Source organism: Streptomyces sp. NPDC003247, from assembly GCF_042888135.1.
In the GTDB taxonomy this organism is placed as follows: domain Bacteria; phylum Actinomycetota; class Actinomycetes; order Streptomycetales; family Streptomycetaceae; genus Streptomyces.
In genome coordinates this window covers 323,316-347,171 of the sequence record NZ_JBIAPF010000008.1, presented here as the reverse complement: position 1 = coordinate 347,171, position 23,856 = coordinate 323,316, and the positions used below count along the sequence as shown (strand labels likewise).

The following is a 23,856-nucleotide window of genomic DNA, read 5'->3' as shown; positions in this document are numbered from 1 at the left end:
CTGCCGATGCCACGGCGAATCCCACGCACCGCCCTCGACGAACTGAGAACTCCCGGCAGATTCCCCGGGTTCCTGAAGACCGCATCCGTATGCGTCCTGTTGGCCGGTCTTTTGACACCTCTTTCCCCGGCGGCGGCGGTCGCCGGGGCACCCCGTTCCGCCGCGGCCGCCGAGGCCGAGGTCGTGGCCGCGGCCGCGAACGACCACTGCGGCGGCCAGTGTTCCGACATCCTGCCGCCCGGCGAGAACGGCAACGCCACCCTCGCCCAGATCCTGCTCAACCAGGCCTTCGGCACCCAGCCCGCGCACGCCGAGGACCAGCTCGGCCCCTACGCCGCCCTGGCCAAGGGCCAGTCCACCCTCACCAACGCCACGATCAACACGTTCTTCAACGACGCGTCGTTCGGGGTTCCCGCCGATCAAGTCGCCTCCACCGTCAATCCCGCCGGCCGCGGCGACGTCACGATCGTCCGCGACAAGAAGACGGGCGTCCCGCACATCACCGGTACCACCAGGTACGGCACCGAGTTCGGTGCCGGCTATGCCGCAGCCGAGGACCGGCTGTGGCTCATGGACGTCCTCCGGCACGTCGGCCGCGGTCAGCTCACCTCCTTCGCGGGCGGCGCCGCCTCCAACCAGGGGCTGGAGCAGCAGTTCTGGCGCAACGCCCCCTACACCGAGGCCGACCTCCAGGCCCAGATCGACGAAGCCGTGGCCGGCAACGGCGCCCGCGGACAGCAGGCCCTGGCCGATGCCAAGGCCTACCTGGACGGCATCAACGCCTACATCGACGCCTCCGACAGCGGCCGCTACTTCCCCGGTGAATACGTCCTGACCGGCCACAAGGACTCAATCACCAACGCCGGGACCATCGCCCGGTTCACCGTCACCGACCTGGTGGCGCTGGCCTCGGTAGTCGGCGCCCTCTTCGGCTCCGGCGGCGGGGGCGAGGTCGCCAACGCGGTCTCCCTGCTGGCGGCGCAGGAACGGTACGGCGTGGAGGAGGGCACCGAGGTCTGGGAGTCCTTCCGCGAACGGAACGACCCCGAGGCCGTCATGACCCTCCACGACGGCAGCAGCTTCCCCTACGCCGTCCGGCCCGACGACCCGCAGGGCCTGGCGCTGCCCGACGCCGGCTCGGTGGTCGAGGAGCCGCTGGTCCACGACCGCACCGGCAGCGCGGCCGCCGCCACCGCGACGACCGCCTCCGCCACGGCGGCCGCCACCGCCCTCACCTCCGCCCGGCGCGGCATGTCCAACGCCCTCGTGGTCGGCGGCGACCACACCGCGAGCGGCCACCCGATCGCCGTCTTCGGCCCGCAGACCGGCTACTTCGCCCCCCAGTTGCTGCTGCTCCAGGAGCTCCAGGGCCCGGGCATCAGCGCCCGCGGCGCCTCCTTCGCGGGCCTGAGCATGTACGTCGAACTCGGCCGCGGCCAGGACTACGCGTGGAGCGCCACCACCTCGGGCCAGGACGTCATCGACACCTACGCCGTCGAGCTGTGCCAGGACGACTACCACTACCTGTACCGCGGCACCTGCACGGCGATGGAGAAGGTCGAACAGAAGAACGCCTGGACGCCGACCACGGCCGACGGCACCGCGGCCGGCTCGTACACGATGCGCGTCTGGCGCACCGCGTACGGCCCCGTCACCCACCGGGCGACGGTCGGCGGCACGAAGGTCGCCTACACCACCCTGCGCTCGTCCTTCCTGCACGAGGTCGACTCCATCATCGGCTTCCAGATGCTCAACGACCCCGGACACGTCACGAGCCCGCAGACCTTCCAGACCGCGGTGCAGCACATCAACTACACCTTCAACTGGTTCTACGCCGACGCCGAACACACCGCGTACTACAACAGCGGCGACAACCCGGTGCGCGCGACCGGCGTCGACGCCGATCTCCCGGCGTGGGCGCGGTCCGCGTACGAGTGGCGGAACTGGGACCCGGCGACCAACACGGCCGAGTACACCCCCGCCTCGGCGCACCCCCGGTCCATCGACCAGGACTACTACATCTCCTGGAACAACAAACAGGCCCAGGACTACGCGACCGCGCCCTGGGGCGACGGGTCCGTGCACCGCGGCAACCTCCTGGAGACCCGGGTGAAGAAGCTGGTCCAGGCCGGCGGCGTCACCCGTGCCGCCCTGGTGAAGGCCATGGCGGACGCGGCCCTCACCGACCTGCGCGCCGAGGACGTCCTGCCCGACCTGCTGAAGGTGATCAACAGCTCGCCGGTCACCGACACCACCGCCGCGTCGGCCGTGGGCAGGCTCCAGGCCTGGCTGACCGCCGGCGGCAAGCGCACCGAGACCACGGCCGGTTCGAAGACGTACGCCGACGCCGACGCGATCCGCACCCTGGACGCCTGGTGGCCGCTGCTGGTGCGGGCCCAGTTCGAACCGGGTCTCGGCACCGGGCTGTACACCGCGTTCACCGCCAACCTGCCCGTCGACGAGACCCCGTCGGCCGCCCACGGCCCCACCGGCGCGCACGCCGGGAGCGCCTTCCAGTACGGCTGGTGGAGTTATGTCGACAAGGACATCCGGACGGTGCTCGGCGAAGCGGTGCAGGGCCCGTTGGCGCGCACGTACTGCGGCGGCGGCAGCCTCAGCGCCTGCCGGGACGTCCTGATCACCACGCTGAAGACGGCGGCCGGCCGGACCGCGGCCCAGGTCTACCCCGGTGACGACCTCTGCGCGGCGGGCGACCAGTGGTGCGCCGACTCGATCGTCCAGCGCGCCCTCGGCGGCATCGAGCACGGCGCCGTCAGCTGGCAGAACCGGCCCACCTACCAGCAGGTCGTGGAGTTCACCACGCACCGCTGACCCCACGCCGGGCCGGGGCCCGTGGTGGGCCGTGTCGTCGCGGACACGCCCCACCGCGGGTACCGCCCCGGCCCGCTCACCCGTACAGCAGGTACCGCCTCCGCAGTCGCCGGAAAGCGGCCAGTTCCTCCTCCCAGCCCCCCACCACCTCGTCCACGCCCGCGCCCGCGTCGATCGCCGTGCGCACCCGGGCGGACCCCGTCAGCCGGTCGATCCAGTGGTCCGGACGCCACGCGAAGCCGCTCCAGACCCGCTTGGCCGTCACCAGCAGGGCGACACCGGTACGGACGGGGTCGAAGGCGTCCCGGTCGCGCACATGGATCTGCACCCCGCCCACGGTCCGGCCCTGGAACGTGGAGAAGGACGGCGTGAAGTACGCCTCCCGGAAGACCGCCCCGGGCAGCTCCAGCCCGTTCACGGCGGCCGCCCACCGCCCGTCGATCCCCTCCGCGCCGAGCAGTTCGAACGGCCGGGTGGTGCCCCGCCCCTCCGACAGGTTCGTCCCCTCGAACAGACACGTCCCCGCGTACACGAGGGCCGTGTCCGGGGTCGGCATGTTCGGGCTCGGCGGCACCCACGGCAGCCCCGACGCGTCGTACCACTGCGACCGCCGCCACCCGGTCATCTCCACGGTGTCCAGCTCCACCGGCGCCTCCAGGAACTCCCCGTTGAACAGCCGGGCCAGCTCCGCGACCGTCATGCCGTGCGCCTGCGCGATGGGCCGCCGCCCGACGAAGCTCGCGAACTCCGGCCGCAGCACCGGCCCCAGCGCCGTCCGCCCGGTCACCGGGTTCGGCCGGTCCAGCACCACGAACCGCAGGCCCGCCAGGCGCGCCGCCACCATGCAGTCGTACAGCGTCCAGATGTACGTGTAGAAGCGGGCGCCGACGTCCTGGACGTCGAAGACGACCGTGTCGACGCCGGACGCGGTGAAGACGTCCGCGAGCGGCCGGCCGCTCCTGAGGTACGTGTCGTACACGGGCAGCCCGGTCGCCGGATCGTCGTACCGGCCCTCGGAGCCGCCCGCCTGCGCGGTGCCCCGGAAGCCGTGCTCGGGACCGAAGACCGCCGTGAGACGGACACGGGGATCGGCGTGCATCACGTCGACGACGTGCCGGACGTCACGGGTGACACCGGTGGGGTTGGTGACCACGCCGACGCGCGCTCCGTGGAGCAGGGCGTACCCGTCGTCGGCGAGGCGTTCGAAACCGGTTCTCGGTCGCCCGTGGCGCTCGGCGGCGGCGTCGGCGCCGGACGCGGGCAGGGACGCCACGGCGGTGGCGGCGAGGAGACCCCGTCGGGAGAGGCGCATGGAGGGATGTGTCCCGCGTCCACCCTTCCCTGCAACATACCGACCGGTTAGTCTGACGCGGCAGCAGAGCCGACGCACGCCGTGCCGCGTACGCCCGTCCGGGTACGCCGTGCCGTGCGGCAGTCGTGTCGTGCCGTGCCGCAGCCGTGTCGCAGTCGCGTCGAAGGAGACCGATGGTGCAAGCCGTGCAGGGTGCCGGAGTCGTCGTCACCGGAGCGGGAGGCGGCATAGGCGCCGCCCTCGCCCGCCGCTTCGCCGCCGAGGGAGCCCGCGTCGTCGTCAACGACCTCGACGCCGACCGGGCGAAGGCGGTCGCCGACGAGATCGGCGGCACCGCCCTCCCCGGCGACGCCTCCGCGATCGTCGCCGAGGCCCGGGACGCCCTCGGCGGCACCGTCGACGTCTACTGCGCCAACGCGGGCGTCGCCTTCGACGGCGCCGACGCCGGAGCGCCGCTCGACGAGCGCGCCTGGACGGTGTCCTGGGACGTCAACGTCATGGCCCACGTCCGCGCCGCCCACGCCCTGCTCCCGGACTGGCTGGAGCGCGGCACCGGCCGCTTCGTCTCCACCGTCTCCGCCGCCGGACTGCTCACCATGATCGGCGCGGCCGCCTACAGCGTCACCAAGCACGGCGCGTACGCCTTCGCCGAATGGCTGTCGCTGACCTACCGCCACCGCGGGATCAAGGTCCACGCCATCTGTCCGCAGGGCGTGCGCACCGACATGCTCGACGCCGCCGGCAGCGCGGGCGACCTGGTGCTCAGGGCGACCGCGATCGCACCGCAGGCGGTGGCCGACGCCCTGTTCCAGGGCATCGAGGAGGACCGCTTCCTGATCCTCCCGCACCCCGAGGTCGCCGGGTACTACCAGGCCCGCGCCGCCGACCCCGAGCGCTGGCTGGCGACCATGAACCACATCCAGCAGAAGTGGGAGACCGCACGGTGACCGCGTCACGCTACGCAGCCCAGCCCTGGCTGGCCCTCCTCGACGAGGCCCAGCGCGCCCCCGTCGACCCCGACGCGTCCCTGGTCCACGCCCTGCGCCGGGCCGTCGCCGAGGCCCCGGAGCGCACCTTCCTCACCTACTTCGACGGACGGATCGGCTACCGCGAGGCGGACGAGCTGAGCGACTCGATCGCCGGCCACCTGGCCGCCCGCGGCCTGGAGCGCGGCGACCGGGTCGCCGTCCTGCTCCAGAACTCCCCGCACTTCGTCCTCGCCGTCCTCGGCGCCTGGAAGGCGGGCGCGACCGTCGTCCCGGTCAACCCCATGTACAAGGCGGGGGAGGTGGCCCACGTCCTGCGGGACGGCGAGGTCGCCGCACTGGTCTGCTCGGACCGCGCCTGGGAGTCGTACCTGCGCGACACGGCCGCCGACTCGCCGGTGCGGATCGTGCTCACGGGCTGCGAGCTGGACTTCCAGACCCGGGGCGACACGCGCGTGCTCACCTTCGAACGGCTCCCGCAGGCGCCGGACGCCGACGACCTCACCGCCGTTGCCCGCGCCGGCCACCGGGCACCCGAGGACCGCGCCCCGGCCGCCTCCGACGCCGCGCTGATCAGCTACACCTCCGGCACCAGCGGCACCCCGAAGGGCGCCGTCAACACCCACGCCAACATCATGCACAACGCCGAACGGCAGCGCACCGGCCTGCGCCTGCCCGAGGCGCCCGTCTACTACGCGCTCGCACCCCTCTTCCACATCACCGGCATGGTCTGCCAGCTCGCCGCCTGCGTGAACAGCGTCGGCACGCTCGTGCTGACCTACCGGTTCGAGGCGGGCGTCGTCCTGGAGGCGTTCGCCGAGCACCGCCCGCACTACACCGTCGGCCCCTCCACGGCGTTCATGGCGCTGGCCGCCCACCCGGACGTCACCCGCGACCACTTCTCCTCCTTCGTGAACATCTCCTCCGGCGGCGCCCCGCTGCCGCCGGCCCTGGTGGAGAAGTTCCGGGCGGGCTTCGGGCCGTACATCCGCAACGGCTACGGCCTGACCGAGTGCACCGCCCCCTGCGCCTCCGTCCCGCCGCACCGGGAGGCGCCGGTCGACCCGGTGTCGGGAACGCTCGCGGTCGGCGTGCCCGGCCCCGACACCGTCGTACGGATCCTCGACGACCGGGGCGAGGAGGTGCCCTTCGGGGAGCAGGGCGAGATCGTCGTGAGCGGGCCGCAGGTCGTGCCCGGCTACTGGCGGCGCCCCGACGCCACCGCCGAGACCTTCCCCGGCGGCGAACTGCGCACCGGCGACATCGGCTTCATGGACGAACAGGGCTGGCTCTACGTCGTCGACCGCAAGAAGGACATGATCAACGCCTCCGGCTTCAAGGTCTGGCCGCGCGAGGTCGAGGACGTGCTGTACACCCACCCGGCGGTGCGCGAGGCGGCCGTCGTCGGGGTGCCCGACGGCTACCGCGGGGAGACCGTCAAGGCGTACATCAGCCTGCGTCCGGGCGCCGACACGGACCCGGACGAACTCGCGGTGTACTGCAAGGAGAGACTGGCCGCCTACAAGTACCCGCGACAGGTGGAGATCCTGCCCGACCTGCCCAAAACGGCGAGTGGCAAGATCCTCCGTCGGGAACTGCGTTCCCGCGCGCACGACAGCCGGTGAGGCAGACGCCGGGACAGCATCGAGAAAGGCAGGTGGCGGCAGTGCCCAGGACGACGGACGGCGACGGGACACCCGTGCCGCAGCGGCTGCTGGCCGCCGCCACCCGGCTCTTCGCCGAGCGGGGCTACGACCGCACCTCCGTGCAGGAGATCGTCGAGGCGGCCGGCGTCACCAAGGGGGCGCTCTACCACTACTTCGGCTCCAAGGACGACCTCCTGCACGAGGTGTACGCGCGCGTGCTGCGCGTCCAGCAGGAGCGGCTGGACGCCTTCGCCGGCGCCGACGAGCCGATCGAGAAGCGGCTGCGGGACGCGGCGGCCGACGTCGTCGTCACGACGATCGAGAACCTCGACGACGCGTCGATCTTCTTCCGCTCGATGCACCACCTGAGCCCCGAGAAGAACAAGCAGGTCCGTGCCGAGCGCCGCCGCTACCACGAACGCTTCCGCGCCCTGGTCGAAGAGGGCCAGCAGGCCGGGGTGTTCTCCACGGCGACCCCCGCCGACCTGGTCGTGGACTACCACTTCGGCTCGGTCCACCACCTGTCGACCTGGTACCGCCCCGACGGACCGATGAGCCCCCAGGAGGTCGCCGACCACCTGGCCGACCTGCTGCTGCGCGCCCTGCGCCCGTAGCGGGGGCCCACACAGCCCGTCTGGGGGTGCCCCCTCCGTGGGAGTCTGAGGACGAGGCCTGTCCGGACACAGCCCGTCCGGGGGTGCCCCCTCCGGGGGAGCTTGAGGACGAGGCCCGTCCAGGGCCGATACGGGGGTCTGGGGGCGGAGCCCCCAGGTACGGGACGGGAAGGGGCGGCGGGGGCGAGGAACCCCCGGCCGCCCCTTCCCGTCCCCGGCCGCCCCGACCACTCCCGGCAGCCCCCGACCGCCCCCCGGACGGTCACGCGTACTTCTTCAGCTCCCGCCGCGCCAGCGACCGCTGGTGCACCTCGTCCGGCCCGTCGGCGAGCATCAGCGTCCGCGCCCCGGCGTACAGCTCGGCCAGCGGGAAGTCCTGGCTCACCCCGCCCGCGCCGTGCAGCTGGATCGCCCGGTCGATGATGCCGACCACCGCACGGGGAGTGGCGATCTTGATCGCCTGGATCTCCGTGTGGGCACCCCGGTTGCCGACCGTGTCCATCATCCAGGCCGTCTTCAGCACCAGCAGCCGCAGCTGCTCGACCGTCACCCGCGCGTCGGCGATCCAGTTGTGCACCACGCCCTGCTGCGCCAGCGCCTTGCCGAACGCCGTGCGGGACACCGCCCGCCGGCACATCAGCTCGATGGCCCGCTCCGCCATGCCGATCAGGCGCATGCAGTGGTGGATGCGGCCCGGTCCGAGCCGGGCCTGGGCGATGGCGAAGCCGCCGCCCTCCTCGCCGATCAGGTTCGTCACCGGCACGCGCGCGTGGTCGAAGACCACCTCGGCGTGGCCGCCGTGGTAGTGGTCCTCGTAGCCGAAGACCGTCATCGCGCGCCGCACGGTCACCCCCGGGGTGTCGCGCGGCACGAGCACCATGGACTGCTGGCGGCGGATGTCCGCCCCGTCCGGGTCCGTCTTGCCCATCACGATGAAGATCGCGCAGTCCGGGTCCATCGCCCCGGAGATGTACCACTTGCGGCCGGTGATCACGTACTCGTCGCCGTCCCGCTCGATGAGCGTGGTGATGTTCGTGGCGTCGGAGGAGGCCACCTCCGGCTCCGTCATCGCGAACGCCGAGCGGATCTCCCCGGCCAGCAGCGGCTGCAGCCACTGCTTGCGCTGCCGCTCGTCGCCGAACTGCGCCAGCACCTCCATGTTGCCGGTGTCGGGCGCCGAGCAGTTCAGCGCGGTGGGCGCGAGCTGCGGGCTGCGGCCGGTGATCTCCGCCAGCGGCGCGTACTGGAGGTTGGTCAGCCCGGCGCCGTACTCGGAGTCGGGGAGGAACAGGTTCCACAGCCCCTGCCGGCGGGCCTCGGCCTTCAGCTCCTCCACCACCGCCGGGGTGTCCCACGGCGAGGCGAGCCGGGCCCGCTGCTCCTCGACGACCGCCTCGGCCGGGTACACGTACTCGTCCATGAAGGCGAGCAGCTTGGCGCGGAGTTCCTCGGTGCGCGCGTCGAACGCGAAGTCCATGGGCGTCAGCCTTCCTGGAGGGTGGTCAGTCCGTGGTCGATGAAGACGGGCACGAGGTCACCGATGCGGTCGAAACCGCGGCCGACCGTCCGGCCCAGCGTGTAGCGGTAGTGGATGCCCTCCAGGATCACGGCGAGCTTGAACCACGCGAACGCCGTGTACCAGGAGACGGCCGAGACGTCGCGCCCCGAGCGGGCCGCGTACCGTTCGACCAGTTCGGCCGGATCCGGGTGCCCCGGGGCCTCGGCGGTGGTGGAGACGGGCGAGTCGGGCATCCCGAGCGACATGCTGTACATCACCAGCAGGCCCAGGTCGGTGAGCGGGTCGCCGAGCGTCGACATCTCCCAGTCGAGGATCGCCCGGATCGTGTCGTCCTCGCCGATCAGGACGTTGTCGAGCCGGTAGTCGCCGTGCACGACGGTGGCAGCGGGGGAGGAGGGCAGGTCCCGGCCGAGCGCCGCGTGCAGTTCGTCGATGCCCGCCAGGTCCCGGTTGCGGGAGGCGTCCAGCTGCTTGCCCCAGCGCCGCAGCTGGCGGTCGAGGAAGCCCTCGGGGCGGCCGAAGTCGCCGAGGCCCACCTCGGCGGGGTCCACCGCGTGCAGCTCCACCAGCGTGTCCACCAGCGACAGGACGGCGCCCCGGGTGCGCTCCGGGCCGAGCGGGGCCAGCTGCTCGGCCGTCCGGTAGGGCGTGCCCTCCACGAACTCCATCACGTAGAACGGCGCGCCGAGCACCTCCTCGTCCTCGCACAGCAGCACCGGCGCCGGCACCGGCACGCTGGTCGGGTGCAGGGCGCTGATCACCCGGTGCTCGCGCCGCATGTCGTGCGCGGTCGCCAGGACGTGGCCGAGCGGGGGCCGCCGTACGACCCACCGCGCCTCGCCGTCGGAGACCGCGTAGGTGAGGTTCGACCGTCCGCCCTCGATCAGCCGGCCGCCGAGCGGGCCGTGGACCAGACCGGGCCGCTCGCGGTCGAGCAGGGCGCGCAGCCGGTCGAGGTCGAGTCCGGGCGGGTGGTCGGGGCTCATGCGTCGCTCCTACGGACGGGTCAACGAGACCTGCCCCATGATGCCGACCGGTCGGTATGCCGTCCAGAGGCGGTGCCCAACGTGATCGGATCCACCCGGACCCGGCTGCTCCCCGCACTCCGGGCGGGGACCCGCGGTGGCCCCGCCGGTGCTCACCTCCGGGGTACGGGGTGGACGACGGCCGGGCTGCCACGCGAACGGCACACGTCGGGGCATCCGGGCTTGCGTGGCGTTCGAGTACCCCGGAGGGTCGGTGGCATGAAGGGCATCAGCTACAGCCGGTACGGCGGTCCCGAGGTCCTCGAGTACGGGGAGGTGCGCGACCCGAAGGTCGGCCCCGACGCGGTCCTCGTCAAGGTGCGGGCGGCCGCCGTCAACCCGGTCGACTGGAAGTGCCGCGAGGGCCTGCTCGACGGGATCCTCGACGCCGTGTTCCCCGTGGTCCCCGGCTGGGACGTCGCGGGCGTCGTGGTCCGGCCCGGCGCGTCCGTCACGGAGTTCTCGGTCGGCGACGAGGTCGTCGGCTACGTCCGCGAGGACTTCCTCTCCCGGGGCACCTTCGCCGAGTACGTCGCCGCCCCGGTGCGCACCCTCGCCCGCAAACCGCGCAACCTCACCTGGGAGGAGGCCGCCGGGCTGCCCCTGGCGGGCCTGACCGCCTACCAGGTGGTGATCCGCGCCCTCCAGGTGAGGCGCGGCGAGACCGTCCTGGTCCACGCGGCCGCGGGCGGCGTCGGCTCGATCGCCGTGCAGCTCGCCCGCCACCTCGGCGCGCGGGTGATCGGTACCGCGAGCGAGCCCCACCACGACTTCGTCCGCTCCCTCGGCGGCGAACCCGTGACCTACGGCGAGGGCCTGGCCGAACGCGTGCGGGGCCTCGCCCCCGAGGGTGTCGACGCGGCCTTCGACACCATCGGCGGCGACACCCTGAAGACCTCCGCCAACCTGCTGGCCCCCGAGGGCCGCCTGGTCTCGATCGCCGACGAGGGCGTCGTCGACTACGGCGGCCGCTACGCCTTCGTCCGCCCCGACGCCGAGGACCTCACCCGGCTGGGCGAACTGGCGGAACAGGGCGCGGTGTCCGTCCACGTCTCGCACACCTACCCCCTCGACCGCACGGCGGACGCCCACCGCACCAGCCAGGAGGGGCGCACCCAGGGCAAGATCGTGGTGACGGTGGAGTGGGAGGAGGAGACGGAGACGCGGGCCACGGGCTGGTAGCCACCGGGCGCGCCCGCGCCGGGACGGCCGACCGGGGCTGCCCGGACGGGACGCCTGAGGCGGGACGGCCAGGCCGGGATGCCCGGGCCGGGATGCCCGCGCTGGGACGCCCGCGCTGAGACGGTCGGGCTGGGACGCCCGCGCCGGGACGGTCAGGCGGGATGTCCGAGTCGGGGCGGCCGGACCGGGACGTCCAGCCCTGGTAAGCCCTAGCTAGACGATGACCAGGGCCGCCGCGCAGACCGCCATCGCCACCGCGCACAGGACCGCCGCCGTGGCGTGCCACGGGGCCAGGGCCGCCGGCGCGGGCGCCGCGGCAAGGACGCGGATCCGGCGGTGGGCGAGCAGCAGGAAGGCCAGCCAGAGCCCGCAGCACAGCGCGCCGACCACGATCCCGCCGGCCGACGGCCCGCCGTGCAGCGCGGTCTTCATGGCCAGGACGGCGGCCACGGTGCTCGACAGCGTCGTCCGCCGCCAGGCGAGCCGGGTCCGCTCGGGCTGGAGCCCGGGGTCGCGTCCGCCGTTCACCCGTCCCACCCGAGGAGCACCACGGCCACCATCGCGACGGCCACCACCGCGACGGCGAGACTGAGCAGCGCGGGGAACCGGGACGCCGGCAGGTCCTCGCCCCGCCGCATCGCCCGTTCGCACCGCACCCAGTGGTTCACCGCACGCAGGGAGCACAGCACGCCCGCCGCCAGCAGCGCCAGCGCGAACCCGACCCGCCAGCCCCACCGCAGGTCGGGCAGGAACTGGTCCACCGCGAACCCGCCGCCGATCAGCGCGAGCGCGGTCCGCAGCCACGCCAGGAAGGTGCGCTCGTTGGCCAGCGAGAAGCGGTAGTCGGGGGTACGCCCCTCCTCCCGCACCCTCTCGGGCACGAACCACAACCGGACGTTCCGCGCGAAGTCGATCACGCTCAGGACCCTACCCGGGGGCCGCCGACCGGGCGTTGTCGGTCTACTCACGGCGCAGGAGCCCCCACGGCGCAGGAGCCCCCCCACAGCGCAGGAGCCCCCACGGCGCAAGCGCCTCCCATGGTGCAGGAGCCCCCGACGGTGCAGGAGCCTCCCCAGGGCGCAGGCGGCGAGCCCGGCACCTGGGCGAGCCCGGCACCGATGGCGAGCCCGGCACCGGTGGCCTCCCTCCGCCGCGCCGGGTGCCGCGCCGCTCAGCCCGTCGCCCGGTGGGCCCTGAGCCGCTCGTACGCCGCCATCCCGTCCGGCACCCACTCCCACTCGGACAGCCGCCGCTCGACCTCCTCCTCGGGAAGGAAGCCGTACCAGGCGACCTCCTCCGCCTGGGGCCGTACGGGCAGCTCGCAGCGCACCTCGTACACCGCCGACCACCAGGACCGCCCGGGGCCGTCGTCGTACAGGAACTTGAAGAGGAACTCCGGACGGGGCAGCCCGCTCACGCCGAGTTCCTCCTCGGCCTCCCGCAGGGCCGCGTCGTCGTACGCCTCTCCCGCGCCGACCACCCCGCCGACGAACATGTCGTACAGGGAGGGGAAGACCAGCTTGGTCGGGGTGCGGCGGTGGACGAAGAGCCGGCCGTCGGCGTCCCGCGCCTGGACGAACACGCAACGGTGGCGCAGACCGGCCGCGTAGGCCTCGCCGCGGGGGGACCGTCCGACGACCCGGTCGTGCTCGTCGACGATGTCGAGGATCTCGTCAGCAGCGCTCATGCGCCCATCCAAGCAGGCGCCGGACGGCGCCCGGTCACCTGGCCGGACCCCGTCCCGGCCTCACCGCGGCTGGAGGCCGCTCACCTGCTCGCGGTCGGTGGTGCCCTGCGGCAGCGCCGGGTGCAGCCCGAGCAGCACGATGCCCGCGACGACCGCCGCGAGGCCCGCCGCCTCCCAGGCCAGCGCGCCGGTGTCGGTGCGCAGCCGGTCCCCGAGGAAGCCGACCCCGCAGAGGATGCCGGCGAGGGGCTGGGCCGCGGTCAGCGCGGGCAGCGACATGCGCAGCGGCGCCGTCTCGAACGCGCTCTGCACCAGGATGAGCCCGGTCACCCCGAGGGCCAGCACGGCGTACGGCTGCCAGCCGCTCAGCAGCCCGACGAGGCCCGCCTCGGCGAAGCGGTTCCCGCTGACCCGGGTCAGGGCGTCCTGCACGCCGTACAGGAGCCCGGCCGCGAGGGAGAGCAGCACCGGGGCGGAGGACAGCCGGGTGCGCTTGGCGTACGCCGTGAGGAGCAGGGCCGGCCCGACCGTGGCGCCGATGATCAGCCAGTGCCGCACCGGATCGGTGACGACGGTGCCGCCGTGCGGCTGGCCCGCCAGCAGGAACGCGCTCACCCCGCCCGCGAGGAGGGCCAGGCCCGCCCAGCCCTGGCGGCCCACGGGCTGTTTGGTCCGGTGGCGGGAGAGGGCGAGCGCGAAGAGCAGGTTCGTCGCCAGCAGGGGTTCGACGAGGGAGATCTCGCCCTTGCCCAGCGCGATCGCGCCCAGCACCATGCCGGCCACCATCAGCCCGATGCCGCCCAGCCAGCGCGGCACCCGCATCAGGTCGAGGAGCAGCCGGGGCCGGAGGAAGTCGCCGAGGGGCGCCTCCTGTGCCGCGCTCTGCTGGAGGACGAAGCCGAAACCCAGGCAGCAGGCGGCGCTCACGGCGAGGACCAGAACCAGAACCGACACGCTGCGTACCTCGATCATCGGGTCGGGCCACGGGAGTGCGTTGTGGCCGACTGTAGACCCCCGGCGCCCTCCAGGCCCGGGAGCGCCCGGAAACGGCTTCCGGGACGGCTCCTGAACCGGGCGGCCGGCGCGGTCGCGGCACCCGACGGAACCGGCGCGGGGCTCGGGGACGCGGGGCGACCGTACGGCCATGCTCCGGGACGGGAACGGCGGGCGCCATGGCGTACGCCACACCGCGACCGGGCGCACCCGCCCCACCAGGCCGGAGCCACGGCCAAGTCCCCCGAATCCGGAGGAAGTTGACACCTGTCATGTGACCGCGGCTCTTGACGATGGACGTGAGCTGAGGATTTCCTGTGGGTCACCGGCCGCTCGCGGGCCGCTGCCAGGCCCGTCACCGAGGAGCATGAGGAAGTCCCGCGGTGCCCCCACCCCCGCTCCCCCTCCACCGAGATCCGAATCCGGACCGGGGCCTGAACCCGGACCGAGCCCCGGACCTGGATCGAGACCCGAATCCGGACCGAGCCCCGGACCTGGATCGAGACCTGAACCCGGACCGAGCCCCGGACCGAGCCCCGGACCGAGACTTGGACCTGGACCACAACCTGAATGCGGACCGAGCCCCGGACCGAGCCCCGGACCGAGACTTGGACCTGGACCACAACCTGAATGCGGACCGAGCCCCAAACCGAGGCCTGACCCCGGATCGGCCCCTGGACCGCGAGCCCGCGGCCCGCCCGCCCGACGCCGGTCCCGGCGCGGCGCTCGACGACACCGATCTCGCCGCCGCCCGCTCCGCCCTGGCGCAGGGCCGCTGGCAGGCCGCCCGCTCGCTGCTCGCCCGCACCGGCGACGACTGGGACCGCCGCGGCCACCGCGTCGCCGTCCTCGCCCTCGAACCGTACGCCGCCGCCTGGGCCGGTGCGTGGCTGCTCGCCGAACCCGGCTCGGCCGACGCGGCCGTCCTGCGCGCCCTGGCCCGGGTCCGCCGGGCCCTGCGCGGCAGGGAGGACCCGGCGGGCGCCCGCGCGGCCTGCCGCGACGCCGCCGCGCTCGCCCCCGCCGACCCCACCCCGTGGCTCGGACTGCTGATGCTGGAGGGCGAGGGCTCCGCCGACGCCGTGCGGATCTTCGAGGAGATCCGCGCCCGCCACCGCGACCACCACCACGCCCACCACCTGATGGTCGCCCTGCTCGCCGAGCGCCGTGCGGCAGCCGGTCCGGACCCGCTGCACGAGGTCTACGAGTTCGCCGCCTGGGCCGCCGAGCAGGCGCCCGCCGACTCCCCGCTGGCGATCCTCCCGATCGTCGCGCACGCCGAGCGCTACCGTGCCCTGGCCGCCCGCGGCTTCGCCCCCGCCGACCCGGCCACCGCCGCGCACTGGCGCGACCACCGGGCCGCGGACGTGATGAAGGCCGCCTTCGACTGGTGGCTGGAGTGGGAGCACGACGGCCACCCCCGCCGCCTGGTCGACCTGAACTACCTCGCCCACGCCAAGGTCTGCGAAGGCCGGCCCGCCGAGGCGGCCGCCCTGTTCCACCGCATCGGAGACCACGCCACCCCGGCCCCCTGGTCCTACCCGGACCGCGACCCGTACGCCGCCTTCCGCGCGGCACGGGCCGGCGCGCTCGGCGGCGGCTGACCGCGCACCGGGACGCCTCGGACAGGGCGTTCTCTGAGGACCGGGTGAGAAATGGCGTCGGATCACCCCCGATCCCCTCGGTCCCTGGCCACGCCGGGCCCCCAAGTGCTCGAATGGACCTGTGCATCCCGAACAGCCCGAGGAACGCGGCACCCCCGTCGGCCGCCGCGTCTTCCTCGGCACCCTCGGCTTGGGCGCCCTCGGCGTCGTCGCCGCTCCCACCCTCCAGCGCGGTCTGGAGGGCTTCCTCGGCGGTGCCGCCGACAAGGACCCCACCGGCCTCACCGGTCTCCTCCCCAACGGCGGCGGCTTCCGCTACTACTCGGTGACGTCCTCCGTCCCCCGCAAGGACGCCGACACCTACCGCCTCACCGTCGACGGCCTCGTCGACCGCCCCGCCGCCTACACCCTGGCCGACCTGAAGGCCCTGCCCCAGACCCGTCTGGTCAGGGACGTCCAGTGCGTCACCGGCTGGCGGGTGCCCGAGACCCCCTTCGAAGGCGTACGGCTGTCCGCGCTGCTCGACGCGGCCGGAGTGCGCGCCTCGGCCGGCGCGGTCCGCTTCACCTGCTTCGACGGCGCCTACACCGAGAGCCTCACCCTCGCCCAGGCCCGCCGCGCCGACGTCCTGGTCGCCCTGCGCATGCAGGACCAGGACCTGGGCCACGACCACGGCGGCCCCGTCCGCCTCTACGTGGCGCCCATGTACTTCTACAAGTCCGCCAAGTGGCTCTCCGGCATCACCGTCACCGAGACGGTGCGGCCCGGCTACTGGGAGGAGCGCGGCTACGACGTCGACGCCTGGGTGGGCCGCTCGAACGGACGTGACGATGACCCCACGAGCTGAGACCGCGCCGGCCGCGCCGGCCGCCGCCCCGAGGGTCCACCGCTTCACCCCGGCCGAACGGTGGGTGCACCGGGCGACGGCCGTGCTGATGGGCGTGTGCGTGGTGACGGCCTCCTTCCTCTACGTCCCCGAGTTCGCGCGGCTCGTCGGCCGCCGTGAGCTGGTGGTCCGCGTCCACGAGTGGGCCGGCCTCGCCCTGCCCGTACCCGTCCTTGCCGGTCTGGCGTCCCGGGCCTTCCGCGCCGACCTCGGCCTGCTCAACCGCTTCGGCCCGCACGACCGCCGCTGGCTGCGCGCCGCCCTGCGCCGCGACCGGCGGCGGGAGTCCCGGCCGGCCGGCAAGTTCAACGCCGGGCAGAAGATCTACGCCGCCTGGATCGCGGGCGCCACACTGGTGATGCTCGGCACGGGACTGCTCATGTGGTTCACCCACCTCACCCCGATCATGTGGCGCACCAGCGCGACCTTCGTCCACGACTGGCTGGCGCTGACCATCGGCATCGTCCTCGCCGGCCACATCGGTATGGCCCTGGGCGACCCGGAGGCCAGGCGGGGCATGCGGACCGGGGCGGTGAGCCGGGAGTGGGCCGGGCGGGAGCATCCGCTGTGGCGCGGATGAGGGACTCAGACGGCGGGCGCACCGGCACCTGAGCGGGGCGGGCCGGGACCGCCGGAGCGGGAGCGGGAGCCGGCGCCGGTGCCGTCCGAGGCGCCCGGCGGTTGCGGGGATCCGGGTCCGGGTGAGCCTGTGGGGCCACCGCCCTCCGGACCCACCAGCCGGAAGGCGTCCCTCTTCACCGCCTCCGTCGCCGCGTACCGCACGACGACGTCGACGGGCCGCGGAGGCCCGGCGTCGCCGACAGCCGGGACGACGACATCCAGCACCAGCCGGTCACCCCGCGACCCCGATCCCGATCCCGATCCCGAACCCGGTACCGCCCCGCTCTCCGCGCCTGTCCCCGCCCCTGTCCCGGACGGCACCCCAGACCCGGACCCCACCGCCGACACGGCCGCCCGCCGACCCCCGATGAGCACCGTCCCGGACCGTGCCAGCTCCGCGGGATCGAAAGGGACGCCGCGCAGGGCTATACGGACGGTCTCCCCGGGACGTGCCGCGCCGTCGTCGCCCGCGTCGACCGCGGCGACGCCGTAGGAGCAGGCGGGTGCGGCGGTCGCCGGGGCGTCGGCCAGCCGGGCGGTGCCCGAGGGGCGGGCCCGGTGGAAGGCGATCAGAGCGGCGAGCACCCGCCGGGCGGCGGATCCCTTGCAGCTGTTCACCGCGTCGGCGAGGGCCGCATGGGCCTGTTCGGCCACCTTCCAGCTGCCGCCCCGGCCCTGAACGGCGAGGCAGGCGTGGGCCAGTCCGCGCAGCACCGTCCACTCGCCGGCCGCCGGGGCGGCGGGGATCGCACGGAGGGCGTCCGCGCACCGGTCGGGCGCGCGCAGGAGGTCGTACACGGACGCCGGGTCCGGCCGGTGGTCGGCATCGGGGGAGGCGGGCCCGGGTGGCAGCCAGGTCACGGTGGCCACCGGGCGGCGGGCGGTCGAGTCCGGGGACGGGGCGGGCGAAGGGGTCGTCCCGGCCGCCGGGCCGACAGGGCCCTCCGGCTCCGGCTCCGGCGCCGCGGCCTCGTCCGTCTCCGTGGAGCCCAGCGCGCTCGCGGCGGGCGTGGGGCTCCCGGGCACCCGCCCCTGCGGCGACGCGGATCCGGGCCGGCCCGTGTCGGCCGGCGCGCTGCCGACGCCACCGCGCGGCGGCGCCCCGGCATGCCCGTCGCCCTCGTACACGGCCGCCGTCACGATCGCCACGGCGCCCGCGACGAGCACGGCCGAGACGCGCGTGCCGAGCGAGATCGCCATGACGCCCCCCAGTCGTCGGTCCCTTCATGATGAGCCGTCCCCCCGGCCGCCGGAACCCCGCGACGAAAGGTCCGTACCGCACCTGCGCACCGCACCCGTGCACCGCACCTGCGCACCGCACCCGTGCACCGCCCTGCGCACCGCATCGGAGAACCGCCCCTGGGAGCGGAGGCGCCGGAGCCCGGTGACACGGCGCCGATCCGCTAGATGATCAGCGACAGGAGCAGGACCAGGCCGCCGGCCACGACCGAGATGATCGTCTCCATCACGGACCAGGTCTTGACCGTCTGGCCGACGCTCAGCCCGAAGTACTCCTTCACCAGCCAGAAACCGGCGTCGTTGACATGGCTGAAGAAGAGGGAGCCGGCACCGATGGCCAGGACCAGCAGGGCCGTGTGGGTGGTCGACATGTCGGCCGCGAGGGGAGCGACCAGACCGGCCGCCGACACCGTCGCCACCGTCGCCGAGCCGGTCGCAAGCCGGATCACCACCGCGATCAGCCAGGCCAGCAGCAGCGCCGGGATCGACCAGTCCTCGGAGATCTCCAGGACCATCTGTCCCACGCCGGAGTCGATCAGCGTCTGCTTGAAACCGCCGCCCGCGCCGACGATCAGCAGGATGCCCGCGATCGGCGCGAGGCCCTTCTCGACGAGCTGCGAGAGCCGCTCCTTGGAGAACCCGGCGGGCCGGCCCAGGGTGAACATGCCGACGATCACGGCGGCCAGCAGGGCGATGAGCGGGGAGCCGACGACGTCGAAGACGCGCTGCACGGAGTGCTCGGGGTCGTCCACGACGATGTCGACCAGCGCCTTGGCCAGCATCAGCACGACCGGCAGCAGGATGGTCACCAGCGTGGCGCCGAAGCCCGGACGGCGCTCCAGCTCCTCCGAGGGGCGCTGCGGGATCATACGGTCCGGCGCGGGCACGTCCACCCAGCGGGCGGCGAACCGGGAGAACAGCGGACCGGCGACGACCACGGTCGGGACGGCGATCAGGACGCCCAGCGCGAGCGTGACACCGAGGTTGGCCTGGACGGCGTCGATCGCCACGAGCGGGCCCGGGTGCGGCGGGACCAGGCCGTGCATCACGGACAGACCGGCGAGCGCCGGGATACCGATCCGCATGAGCGAGAAGTTGCCTCGCTTGGCGACCATGAGCACGACCGGGATCAGCAGCACGACCCCGACCTCGAAGAAGAGCGGCAGACCGATCACGGAGGCGATCAGCACCATCGCCCACGGCATCGAACGGCCGCCCGCCTTGGCGAGGATCGTGTCCACGATCTGGTCGGCGCCGCCGGAGTCGGCGAGCAGCTTGCCGAGGATCGCGCCCAGCGCGATCAGCACGCCCACCCCGGCGACCGTGGAACCCAGGCCGGTGGTGAAGCTGGTGATGGCCTTGTCGAGCGGCGCCCCGGCGAACGCGCCCAGCGCGAGCGAGCCGATGGTGAGGGCCAGGAAGGCGTGGAGCTTGAACTTGGTGATGAGCAGGACGATGACGGCGATACCGGCCAGCACGGCGATGCCCAGCTGGGCGTGGCCGGCCGAGGTGATCGGCTCGACGGTGTCCGCTGCCAGCATCTCGACGCTGAGTCTGGTCACGGGGGTCACAGGGGTCCCTTACTGATACGGGGGATGGGGGAGGGGAGGGGGAGGGGAGAGGAAGGGCTCGTTCCAGCGGCCGGTCCACCTGGCCGGTCCACCCGGACGGCGCGGCCGGTCCGCGCAGGCGGTCCGAGCGGCCGGTCCGAGCGCGGCCGGTCCACGACGCTGGACGGCGCCGGTCTGCGAGGCCGGTCTACGCGGCCGGTTCGGGGAGCACCGTCAGGGCCTCCATGGCCCGTCGGCTGATCTCCTCGGGACTGCCCGTCACGTCCACGACGACCCCGGCCTCGTCCTCCTGGAGCGGCTGGAGCGTGGCGAACTGGGAGTCGAGCAGCGCGGTCGGCATGAAGTGCCCCTGCCGCTGCGCCATCCGGTCCTCGATGAGTGCGCGGTCGCCCGCCAGGTGGACGAAGACCAGGTCGGGCGCGACGGCCCGCAGCCGGTCCCGGTAGGACCGCTTCAGCGCCGAGCAGCTGACCACCCCGCCGAGCCCGGCCCGCCCGTGCGCCCAGGTGCCGATGGCGTCGAGCCAGGGCCACCTGTCGTCGTCGTCGAGCGGGGTGCCGGCCGACATCTTCGCGATGTTGGCCTGCGGGTGGAAGTCGTCGCCCTCGGCGTACGGGACGCCCAGCCGGGCGGCGAGCAGCGGACCGATCGTGGTCTTGCCCGTACCGGCGACGCCCATCACCGCGACGACGTGGGGGGTGCGCATCTCTGCCTCGCTGTCTTCCTCGACACCTGATGTTCGACGACACTGAAACTCATTAGGTACGACGAATTCAAGAGTCTGTGACAAATAAGTCTGACTTTTTGGCGCCGTGACGTACCCCGTACGCTGAGTGCATGACCACTCCGGGCCGGGGTCTGCACGGCCAAGTACTGGACACCCTCGGCCCCGCGATCACTGCGGGCGAGTACCCTCCGGGCAGCGTCCTGCGCACCGACGAGCTGGCCCAGCGCTTCGACGTCTCCCGCTCGGTGATGCGTGAGGCGGTCCGCGTCCTGGAGTCCATGCACCTCGTCGAGTCCCGCCGCAGGGTGGGCGTGACGGTGCGCCCGAAGGCCGAGTGGAACGTCTACGACCCCCAGGTCATCCGCTGGCGTCTGGCGGGCGCCGACCGCCCCCACCAGCTGCGCTCGCTGACCGTCCTGCGCTCGGCGATCGAGCCGGTGGCCGCCGGGCTGGCGGCGCGGAACGCCACGGCGGGGCAGTGCGCCGAGCTGACCGAGTGCGCCCTCGGCATGGTGGCCAACTCGCGCGGCCACCGGCTGGAGGCGTACCTCTTCCACGACGTGGCCTTCCACCGGGTGATCCTCGCGGCCTCCGGCAACGAGATGTTCGCCCGCCTCGGCGATGTCGTCGCCGAGGTCCTCTCCGGCCGCACCCACCACGAGGTCATGTTCGAGGACCCCGATCCGGCCGCCGTCACCCTGCATGTCCAGCTCGCGGAGGCGGTCCGCGAGGGCGACGCGGACCGCGCGGAGAAACTGACCCGGGAGATCACGGCGGGCGCGCTGCAGGAACTGGACATCCTGGCGCCGTAGCCCGGGCGAGCCCCTGCCGCTACTCCGCCGGGAACTCCCCGTCGACGTACACCCAGCCCCCGTCGACCCGCTCGAACCGGCTCCGCTCGCGCAGGGTGCCGCCCCGGTAGGAGGCCCGGAACTCCACGACGCCCGTGGTGTGGAAGGCGGATCCGTCCACCGTGTCGAGGATCTCCAGTCCGGTCCACCGCATCCGCGGATCGAGGTCGAGCCGCTCGGGCCGGGTCCGCGGATGCCAGGTCCGCAGCAGGTAGCCGGCGTCCCCCTTCACGAAGGCGCTGTACCGCGAGCGCATCAGCGTCTCGGCGGTCGGTGCGGCGGCGTCGCCGGAGTGGAAGCGGCCGCAGCACTGCGCGTACGGCCCGGACAGCCCGCACGGGCAGGAACGGCTGGTCATGGTCACCATTGTGCGGGACGGCCGGACCGGCACGCGGACACGAGTGAGGGCCGCGACCTGACGGTCACGGCCCTCACTCTCCGTGTGTCCGAGGGGGGACTTGAACCCCCACGCCCGATAAAGGGCACTAGCACCTCAAGCTAGCGCGTCTGCCATTCCGCCACCCGGACAAGGTGTCTGTCGTGCGGGGTTTCCCCCGCGGCGACGTCGTAAACATTACCAGGCTTTCGAGGGTGCTCGATCACAGGTGGTCCGCCGGCCGCCGCGGCGCGGTCGTGAACGGGGTGTGACGAGCCGGGTCCGCTCTTGGGCGCGGACGGCGGGCGGGGGGAGGATGAGGGGGACCCACAGCAGCGACAGCGGGAGGAATCAGCGTGAGCGCGACGGACGACACGGCCAGGGGCGTCACCGGCGAGGACGAGGTCGTGGACCTCTGCCGTGAGCTGATCCGGTTCGACACCAGCAACTACGGCGACCACTCGGGGCCGGGTGAGCGCAAGGCGGCCGAGTACGTCGCCGAGAAGCTCGCCGAGGTGGGGCTGGAGCCGAGGATCTTCGAGTCGCACCCGGGCCGGGCGTCCACCGTGGCCCGCATCGAGGGCGAGGACCCGTCCCGGCCCGCGCTGCTGATCCACGGCCACCTCGACGTCGTACCGGCCAACGCGGCCGACTGGACCCACGGCCCGTTCTCCGGCGAGGTCGCCGACGGGTGTGTGTGGGGGCGGGGCGCCGTCGACATGAAGGACATGGACGCGATGACCCTGGCGGTCGTCCGCGACCGGCTGCGCACCGGGCGCAGGCCCCCGCGCGACATCGTGCTCGCGTTCCTCGCCGACGAGGAGGCGGGCGGCACGTACGGCGCCCGGTACCTCGTCGACCACCACCCCGAGCTGTTCGAGGGCGTCACCGAGGCGATCAGCGAGGTGGGCGGGTTCTCCTTCACGGTGAGCGAGCAGCGGCGGCTCTACCTGATCCAGACGGCCGAGAAGGGTATGCACTGGATGAAGCTGACCGTCGCCGGCACCGCCGGGCACGGTTCGATGATCCACCGGGACAACGCGATCACCGAGCTGTCGGAGGCGGTCGCGCGGCTGGGCCGCCACACGTTCCCGGTCCGGGTCACCAAGACCACCCGGGCCTTCCTCGACGAGCTCGGGGACGCGCTCGGCATCGAACTGGACCCGGAGGACATGGAGTCCACCCTCGCCCGGCTCGGCGGCATCGCCAAGCTGATCGGCGCCACCCTCAGCAACACCGCCAACCCGACCCAGCTCGGCGCCGGTTACAAGGTCAACGTCATCCCGGGCGAGGCCACCGCCCACGTCGACGGACGCTTCCTGCCGGGGCACGAGGAGGAGTTCCTCGCCGACCTCGACCGGATCCTCGGGCCGAAGGTGCGGCGGGAGGACGTGCACGCCGACAAGGCCGTGGAGACGTCGTTCGACGGGGCGCTGGTGGAGGCGATGCAGTCGGCGCTGCTCGCCGAGGACCCGACCGCCAAGGCCATCCCCTACATGCTCTCCGGCGGGACGGACGCCAAGTCCTTCGACGACCTCGGCATCCGCGGCTTCGGCTTCGCCCCGCTGAAGCTGCCGCCGGAGCTGGACTTCGCCGGCATGTTCCACGGCGTCGACGAGCGGGTGCCGGTGGACGGGCTCCAGTTCGGGGTGCGCGTGCTCGACCGTTTCATCGACGCGTCCTGAATTGTCCCATTGTCCCGGTGAAACGAGAATTTACTAATCGTGCGCCTGTGCGGGCGTGACTGGGAAGGGTGAATGCGCCGATAAGCGCGTAGCCTCATTAATTCCTCCTCGTTACTGGTGATGCGATCCGCTGCTGGGGATCGCTTTTGTCAACTAGGAGGAATAATGATCAAGAAGGTCGTCGCCGTCGCGGCTGCCACCGGTGGGCTGGTTCTCGCGGGCGCGGGCCTGGCCGTCGCCGACTCCGGTGCCCAGGGTGCCGCGGTGCACTCCCCGGGCGTCGCGTCCGGCAACGTGATCCAGGTGCCCGTGCACGTCCCCGTGAACGTCTGCGGCAACACGATCTCCGTGATCGGCCTGCTGAACCCCGCCTTCGGCAACTACTGCGTCAACAAGTGACGCCGACCCGCTGAGGGGTCGTCCACACCGTCGGTCCCGGAGTGCGCGCCACGCGCTCCGGGACCGACCGGTCTTTTCGCGTCCCTTCACGCGGACGTCGA

At 73.3% G+C, this 23,856-nt stretch carries 22 protein-coding genes and 1 tRNA gene; 11 read left to right on the top strand and 12 right to left on the bottom strand.

Going from position 1 to position 23,856, the window contains the following annotated elements; genetic code table 11:
* Nucleotides 1–6 precede the first annotated feature (6 nt).
* Nucleotides 7–2,832: a penicillin acylase family protein gene (locus ACFYWQ_RS27790; protein WP_389519929.1), complete on the top strand. Its 2,826-nt coding sequence runs from the start codon at nt 7–9 to the stop codon at nt 2,830–2,832.
* A gap of 76 nt (nt 2,833–2,908) precedes the next feature.
* Here ACFYWQ_RS27790 and ACFYWQ_RS27785 read toward each other — a convergent pair whose 3' ends face one another.
* On the bottom strand, nt 2,909–4,144 hold the full coding sequence (locus ACFYWQ_RS27785; RefSeq protein ID WP_389519927.1) for an exo-beta-N-acetylmuramidase NamZ domain-containing protein: 1,236 nt from the start codon (nt 4,142–4,144) through the stop codon (nt 2,909–2,911).
* Between the two features lie 173 nt (nt 4,145–4,317).
* Here ACFYWQ_RS27785 and ACFYWQ_RS27780 point away from each other — a divergent pair, with 173 nt between their 5' ends.
* The 3 genes from ACFYWQ_RS27780 to ACFYWQ_RS27770 are packed head-to-tail and all read left to right on the top strand — an operon-like array spanning nt 4,318 to nt 7,390.
* Nucleotides 4,318–5,091 carry an SDR family oxidoreductase gene (locus ACFYWQ_RS27780; RefSeq protein ID WP_389519925.1) on the top strand — a complete coding sequence of 258 codons (774 nt, stop codon included), beginning with the start codon at nt 4,318–4,320 and terminating at the stop codon, nt 5,089–5,091.
* Nucleotides 5,088–6,755, top strand: coding sequence for a class I adenylate-forming enzyme family protein (locus tag ACFYWQ_RS27775; protein ID WP_389519923.1), 1,668 nt, complete (start codon nt 5,088–5,090; stop codon nt 6,753–6,755). The genes ACFYWQ_RS27780 and ACFYWQ_RS27775 overlap by 4 nt, the downstream gene beginning before the upstream one ends.
* Nucleotides 6,756–6,796: 41 nt before the next feature.
* A complete protein-coding gene (locus tag ACFYWQ_RS27770; protein ID WP_389519921.1) occupies nt 6,797–7,390 on the top strand; it encodes a TetR/AcrR family transcriptional regulator in 594 nt (197 codons plus the stop codon).
* A gap of 262 nt (nt 7,391–7,652) precedes the next feature.
* On the opposite strand, the gene ACFYWQ_RS27765 is transcribed toward ACFYWQ_RS27770, so the two are convergent.
* Together ACFYWQ_RS27765 and ACFYWQ_RS27760 are read right to left on the bottom strand one after the other, a co-directional pair.
* Nucleotides 7,653–8,867 carry an acyl-CoA dehydrogenase family protein gene (locus tag ACFYWQ_RS27765; RefSeq protein WP_389519919.1) on the bottom strand — a complete coding sequence of 405 codons (1,215 nt, stop codon included), beginning with the start codon at nt 8,865–8,867 and terminating at the stop codon, nt 7,653–7,655.
* Nucleotides 8,868–8,872: 5 nt separating this feature from the next.
* Nucleotides 8,873–9,895, bottom strand: coding sequence for a phosphotransferase family protein (locus ACFYWQ_RS27760; RefSeq protein ID WP_389519917.1), 1,023 nt, complete (start codon nt 9,893–9,895; stop codon nt 8,873–8,875).
* Between the two features lie 258 nt (nt 9,896–10,153).
* Between ACFYWQ_RS27760 and ACFYWQ_RS27755 the strand changes: the two genes are divergently transcribed.
* Nucleotides 10,154–11,116: an NADP-dependent oxidoreductase gene (locus tag ACFYWQ_RS27755; protein ID WP_389519915.1), complete on the top strand. Its 963-nt coding sequence runs from the start codon at nt 10,154–10,156 to the stop codon at nt 11,114–11,116.
* Nucleotides 11,117–11,329: 213 nt separating this feature from the next.
* On the opposite strand, the gene ACFYWQ_RS27750 is transcribed toward ACFYWQ_RS27755, so the two are convergent.
* From ACFYWQ_RS27750 to ACFYWQ_RS27735, 4 genes are all read right to left on the bottom strand, one after another.
* A complete protein-coding gene (locus tag ACFYWQ_RS27750; RefSeq protein WP_389519913.1) occupies nt 11,330–11,644 on the bottom strand; it encodes a DUF202 domain-containing protein in 315 nt (104 codons plus the stop codon).
* Nucleotides 11,641–12,033, bottom strand: a complete 393-nt coding sequence (locus tag ACFYWQ_RS27745; protein ID WP_389519911.1) for a YidH family protein — start codon at nt 12,031–12,033, stop codon at nt 11,641–11,643. The genes ACFYWQ_RS27750 and ACFYWQ_RS27745 overlap by 4 nt, the downstream gene beginning before the upstream one ends.
* Nucleotides 12,034–12,287: 254 nt before the next feature.
* Nucleotides 12,288–12,803: an NUDIX hydrolase gene (locus ACFYWQ_RS27740; RefSeq protein WP_389519909.1), complete on the bottom strand. Its 516-nt coding sequence runs from the start codon at nt 12,801–12,803 to the stop codon at nt 12,288–12,290.
* A 60-nt stretch (nt 12,804–12,863) separates the two neighbouring features.
* A complete protein-coding gene (locus ACFYWQ_RS27735; RefSeq protein WP_389519907.1) occupies nt 12,864–13,757 on the bottom strand; it encodes a DMT family transporter in 894 nt (297 codons plus the stop codon).
* Nucleotides 13,758–14,470: 713 nt separating this feature from the next.
* Here ACFYWQ_RS27735 and ACFYWQ_RS27730 point away from each other — a divergent pair.
* The 3 genes from ACFYWQ_RS27730 to ACFYWQ_RS27720 all read left to right on the top strand — a co-directional run bounded on the left by ACFYWQ_RS27730 (nt 14,471) and on the right by ACFYWQ_RS27720 (nt 16,866).
* The gene (locus tag ACFYWQ_RS27730) at nt 14,471–15,400 is read left to right on the top strand and encodes a hypothetical protein (RefSeq protein WP_389520080.1); all 930 of its coding nucleotides are present in this window, start codon (nt 14,471–14,473) and stop codon (nt 15,398–15,400) included.
* A gap of 121 nt (nt 15,401–15,521) precedes the next feature.
* A complete protein-coding gene (locus tag ACFYWQ_RS27725) occupies nt 15,522–16,247 on the top strand; it encodes a molybdopterin-dependent oxidoreductase (RefSeq protein WP_389519905.1) in 726 nt (241 codons plus the stop codon).
* Nucleotides 16,231–16,866: a cytochrome b/b6 domain-containing protein gene (locus ACFYWQ_RS27720; protein ID WP_389519903.1), complete on the top strand. Its 636-nt coding sequence runs from the start codon at nt 16,231–16,233 to the stop codon at nt 16,864–16,866. Before ACFYWQ_RS27725 ends, ACFYWQ_RS27720 begins: the two co-directional genes overlap by 17 nt.
* Before the next feature lie 5 nt (nt 16,867–16,871).
* On the opposite strand, the gene ACFYWQ_RS27715 is transcribed toward ACFYWQ_RS27720, so the two are convergent.
* From ACFYWQ_RS27715 to ACFYWQ_RS27705, 3 genes are all read right to left on the bottom strand, one after another.
* On the bottom strand, nt 16,872–18,107 hold the full coding sequence (locus ACFYWQ_RS27715) for a hypothetical protein (protein WP_389519901.1): 1,236 nt from the start codon (nt 18,105–18,107) through the stop codon (nt 16,872–16,874).
* 203 nt (nt 18,108–18,310) lie between these two features.
* On the bottom strand, nt 18,311–19,708 hold the full coding sequence (locus ACFYWQ_RS27710; protein WP_389519900.1) for a GntP family permease: 1,398 nt from the start codon (nt 19,706–19,708) through the stop codon (nt 18,311–18,313).
* 196 nt (nt 19,709–19,904) lie between these two features.
* Nucleotides 19,905–20,423: a gluconokinase gene (locus ACFYWQ_RS27705; protein WP_389519898.1), complete on the bottom strand. Its 519-nt coding sequence runs from the start codon at nt 20,421–20,423 to the stop codon at nt 19,905–19,907.
* Nucleotides 20,424–20,554: 131 nt separating this feature from the next.
* On the opposite strand from ACFYWQ_RS27705, the gene ACFYWQ_RS27700 reads away from it, so the two are divergent.
* The gene (locus ACFYWQ_RS27700; protein ID WP_389519896.1) at nt 20,555–21,256 is read left to right on the top strand and encodes a FadR/GntR family transcriptional regulator; all 702 of its coding nucleotides are present in this window, start codon (nt 20,555–20,557) and stop codon (nt 21,254–21,256) included.
* Nucleotides 21,257–21,275: 19 nt separating this feature from the next.
* Here the strand turns inward: ACFYWQ_RS27700 and ACFYWQ_RS27695 are convergent, their stop codons facing one another.
* The gene (locus tag ACFYWQ_RS27695; protein ID WP_389519894.1) at nt 21,276–21,662 is read right to left on the bottom strand and encodes a YchJ family protein; all 387 of its coding nucleotides are present in this window, start codon (nt 21,660–21,662) and stop codon (nt 21,276–21,278) included.
* Nucleotides 21,663–21,738: 76 nt separating this feature from the next.
* Nucleotides 21,739–21,823: transfer RNA gene (locus tag ACFYWQ_RS27690), tRNA-Leu, on the bottom strand.
* Nucleotides 21,824–22,027: 204 nt separating this feature from the next.
* Here ACFYWQ_RS27690 and ACFYWQ_RS27685 point away from each other — a divergent pair.
* Nucleotides 22,028–23,356, top strand: coding sequence for a M20/M25/M40 family metallo-hydrolase (locus ACFYWQ_RS27685; protein WP_389519892.1), 1,329 nt, complete (start codon nt 22,028–22,030; stop codon nt 23,354–23,356).
* 165 nt (nt 23,357–23,521) lie between these two features.
* The gene (chpH, locus tag ACFYWQ_RS27680; protein ID WP_389519890.1) at nt 23,522–23,755 is read left to right on the top strand and encodes a chaplin ChpH; all 234 of its coding nucleotides are present in this window, start codon (nt 23,522–23,524) and stop codon (nt 23,753–23,755) included.
* Nucleotides 23,756–23,856 lie beyond the last annotated feature (101 nt).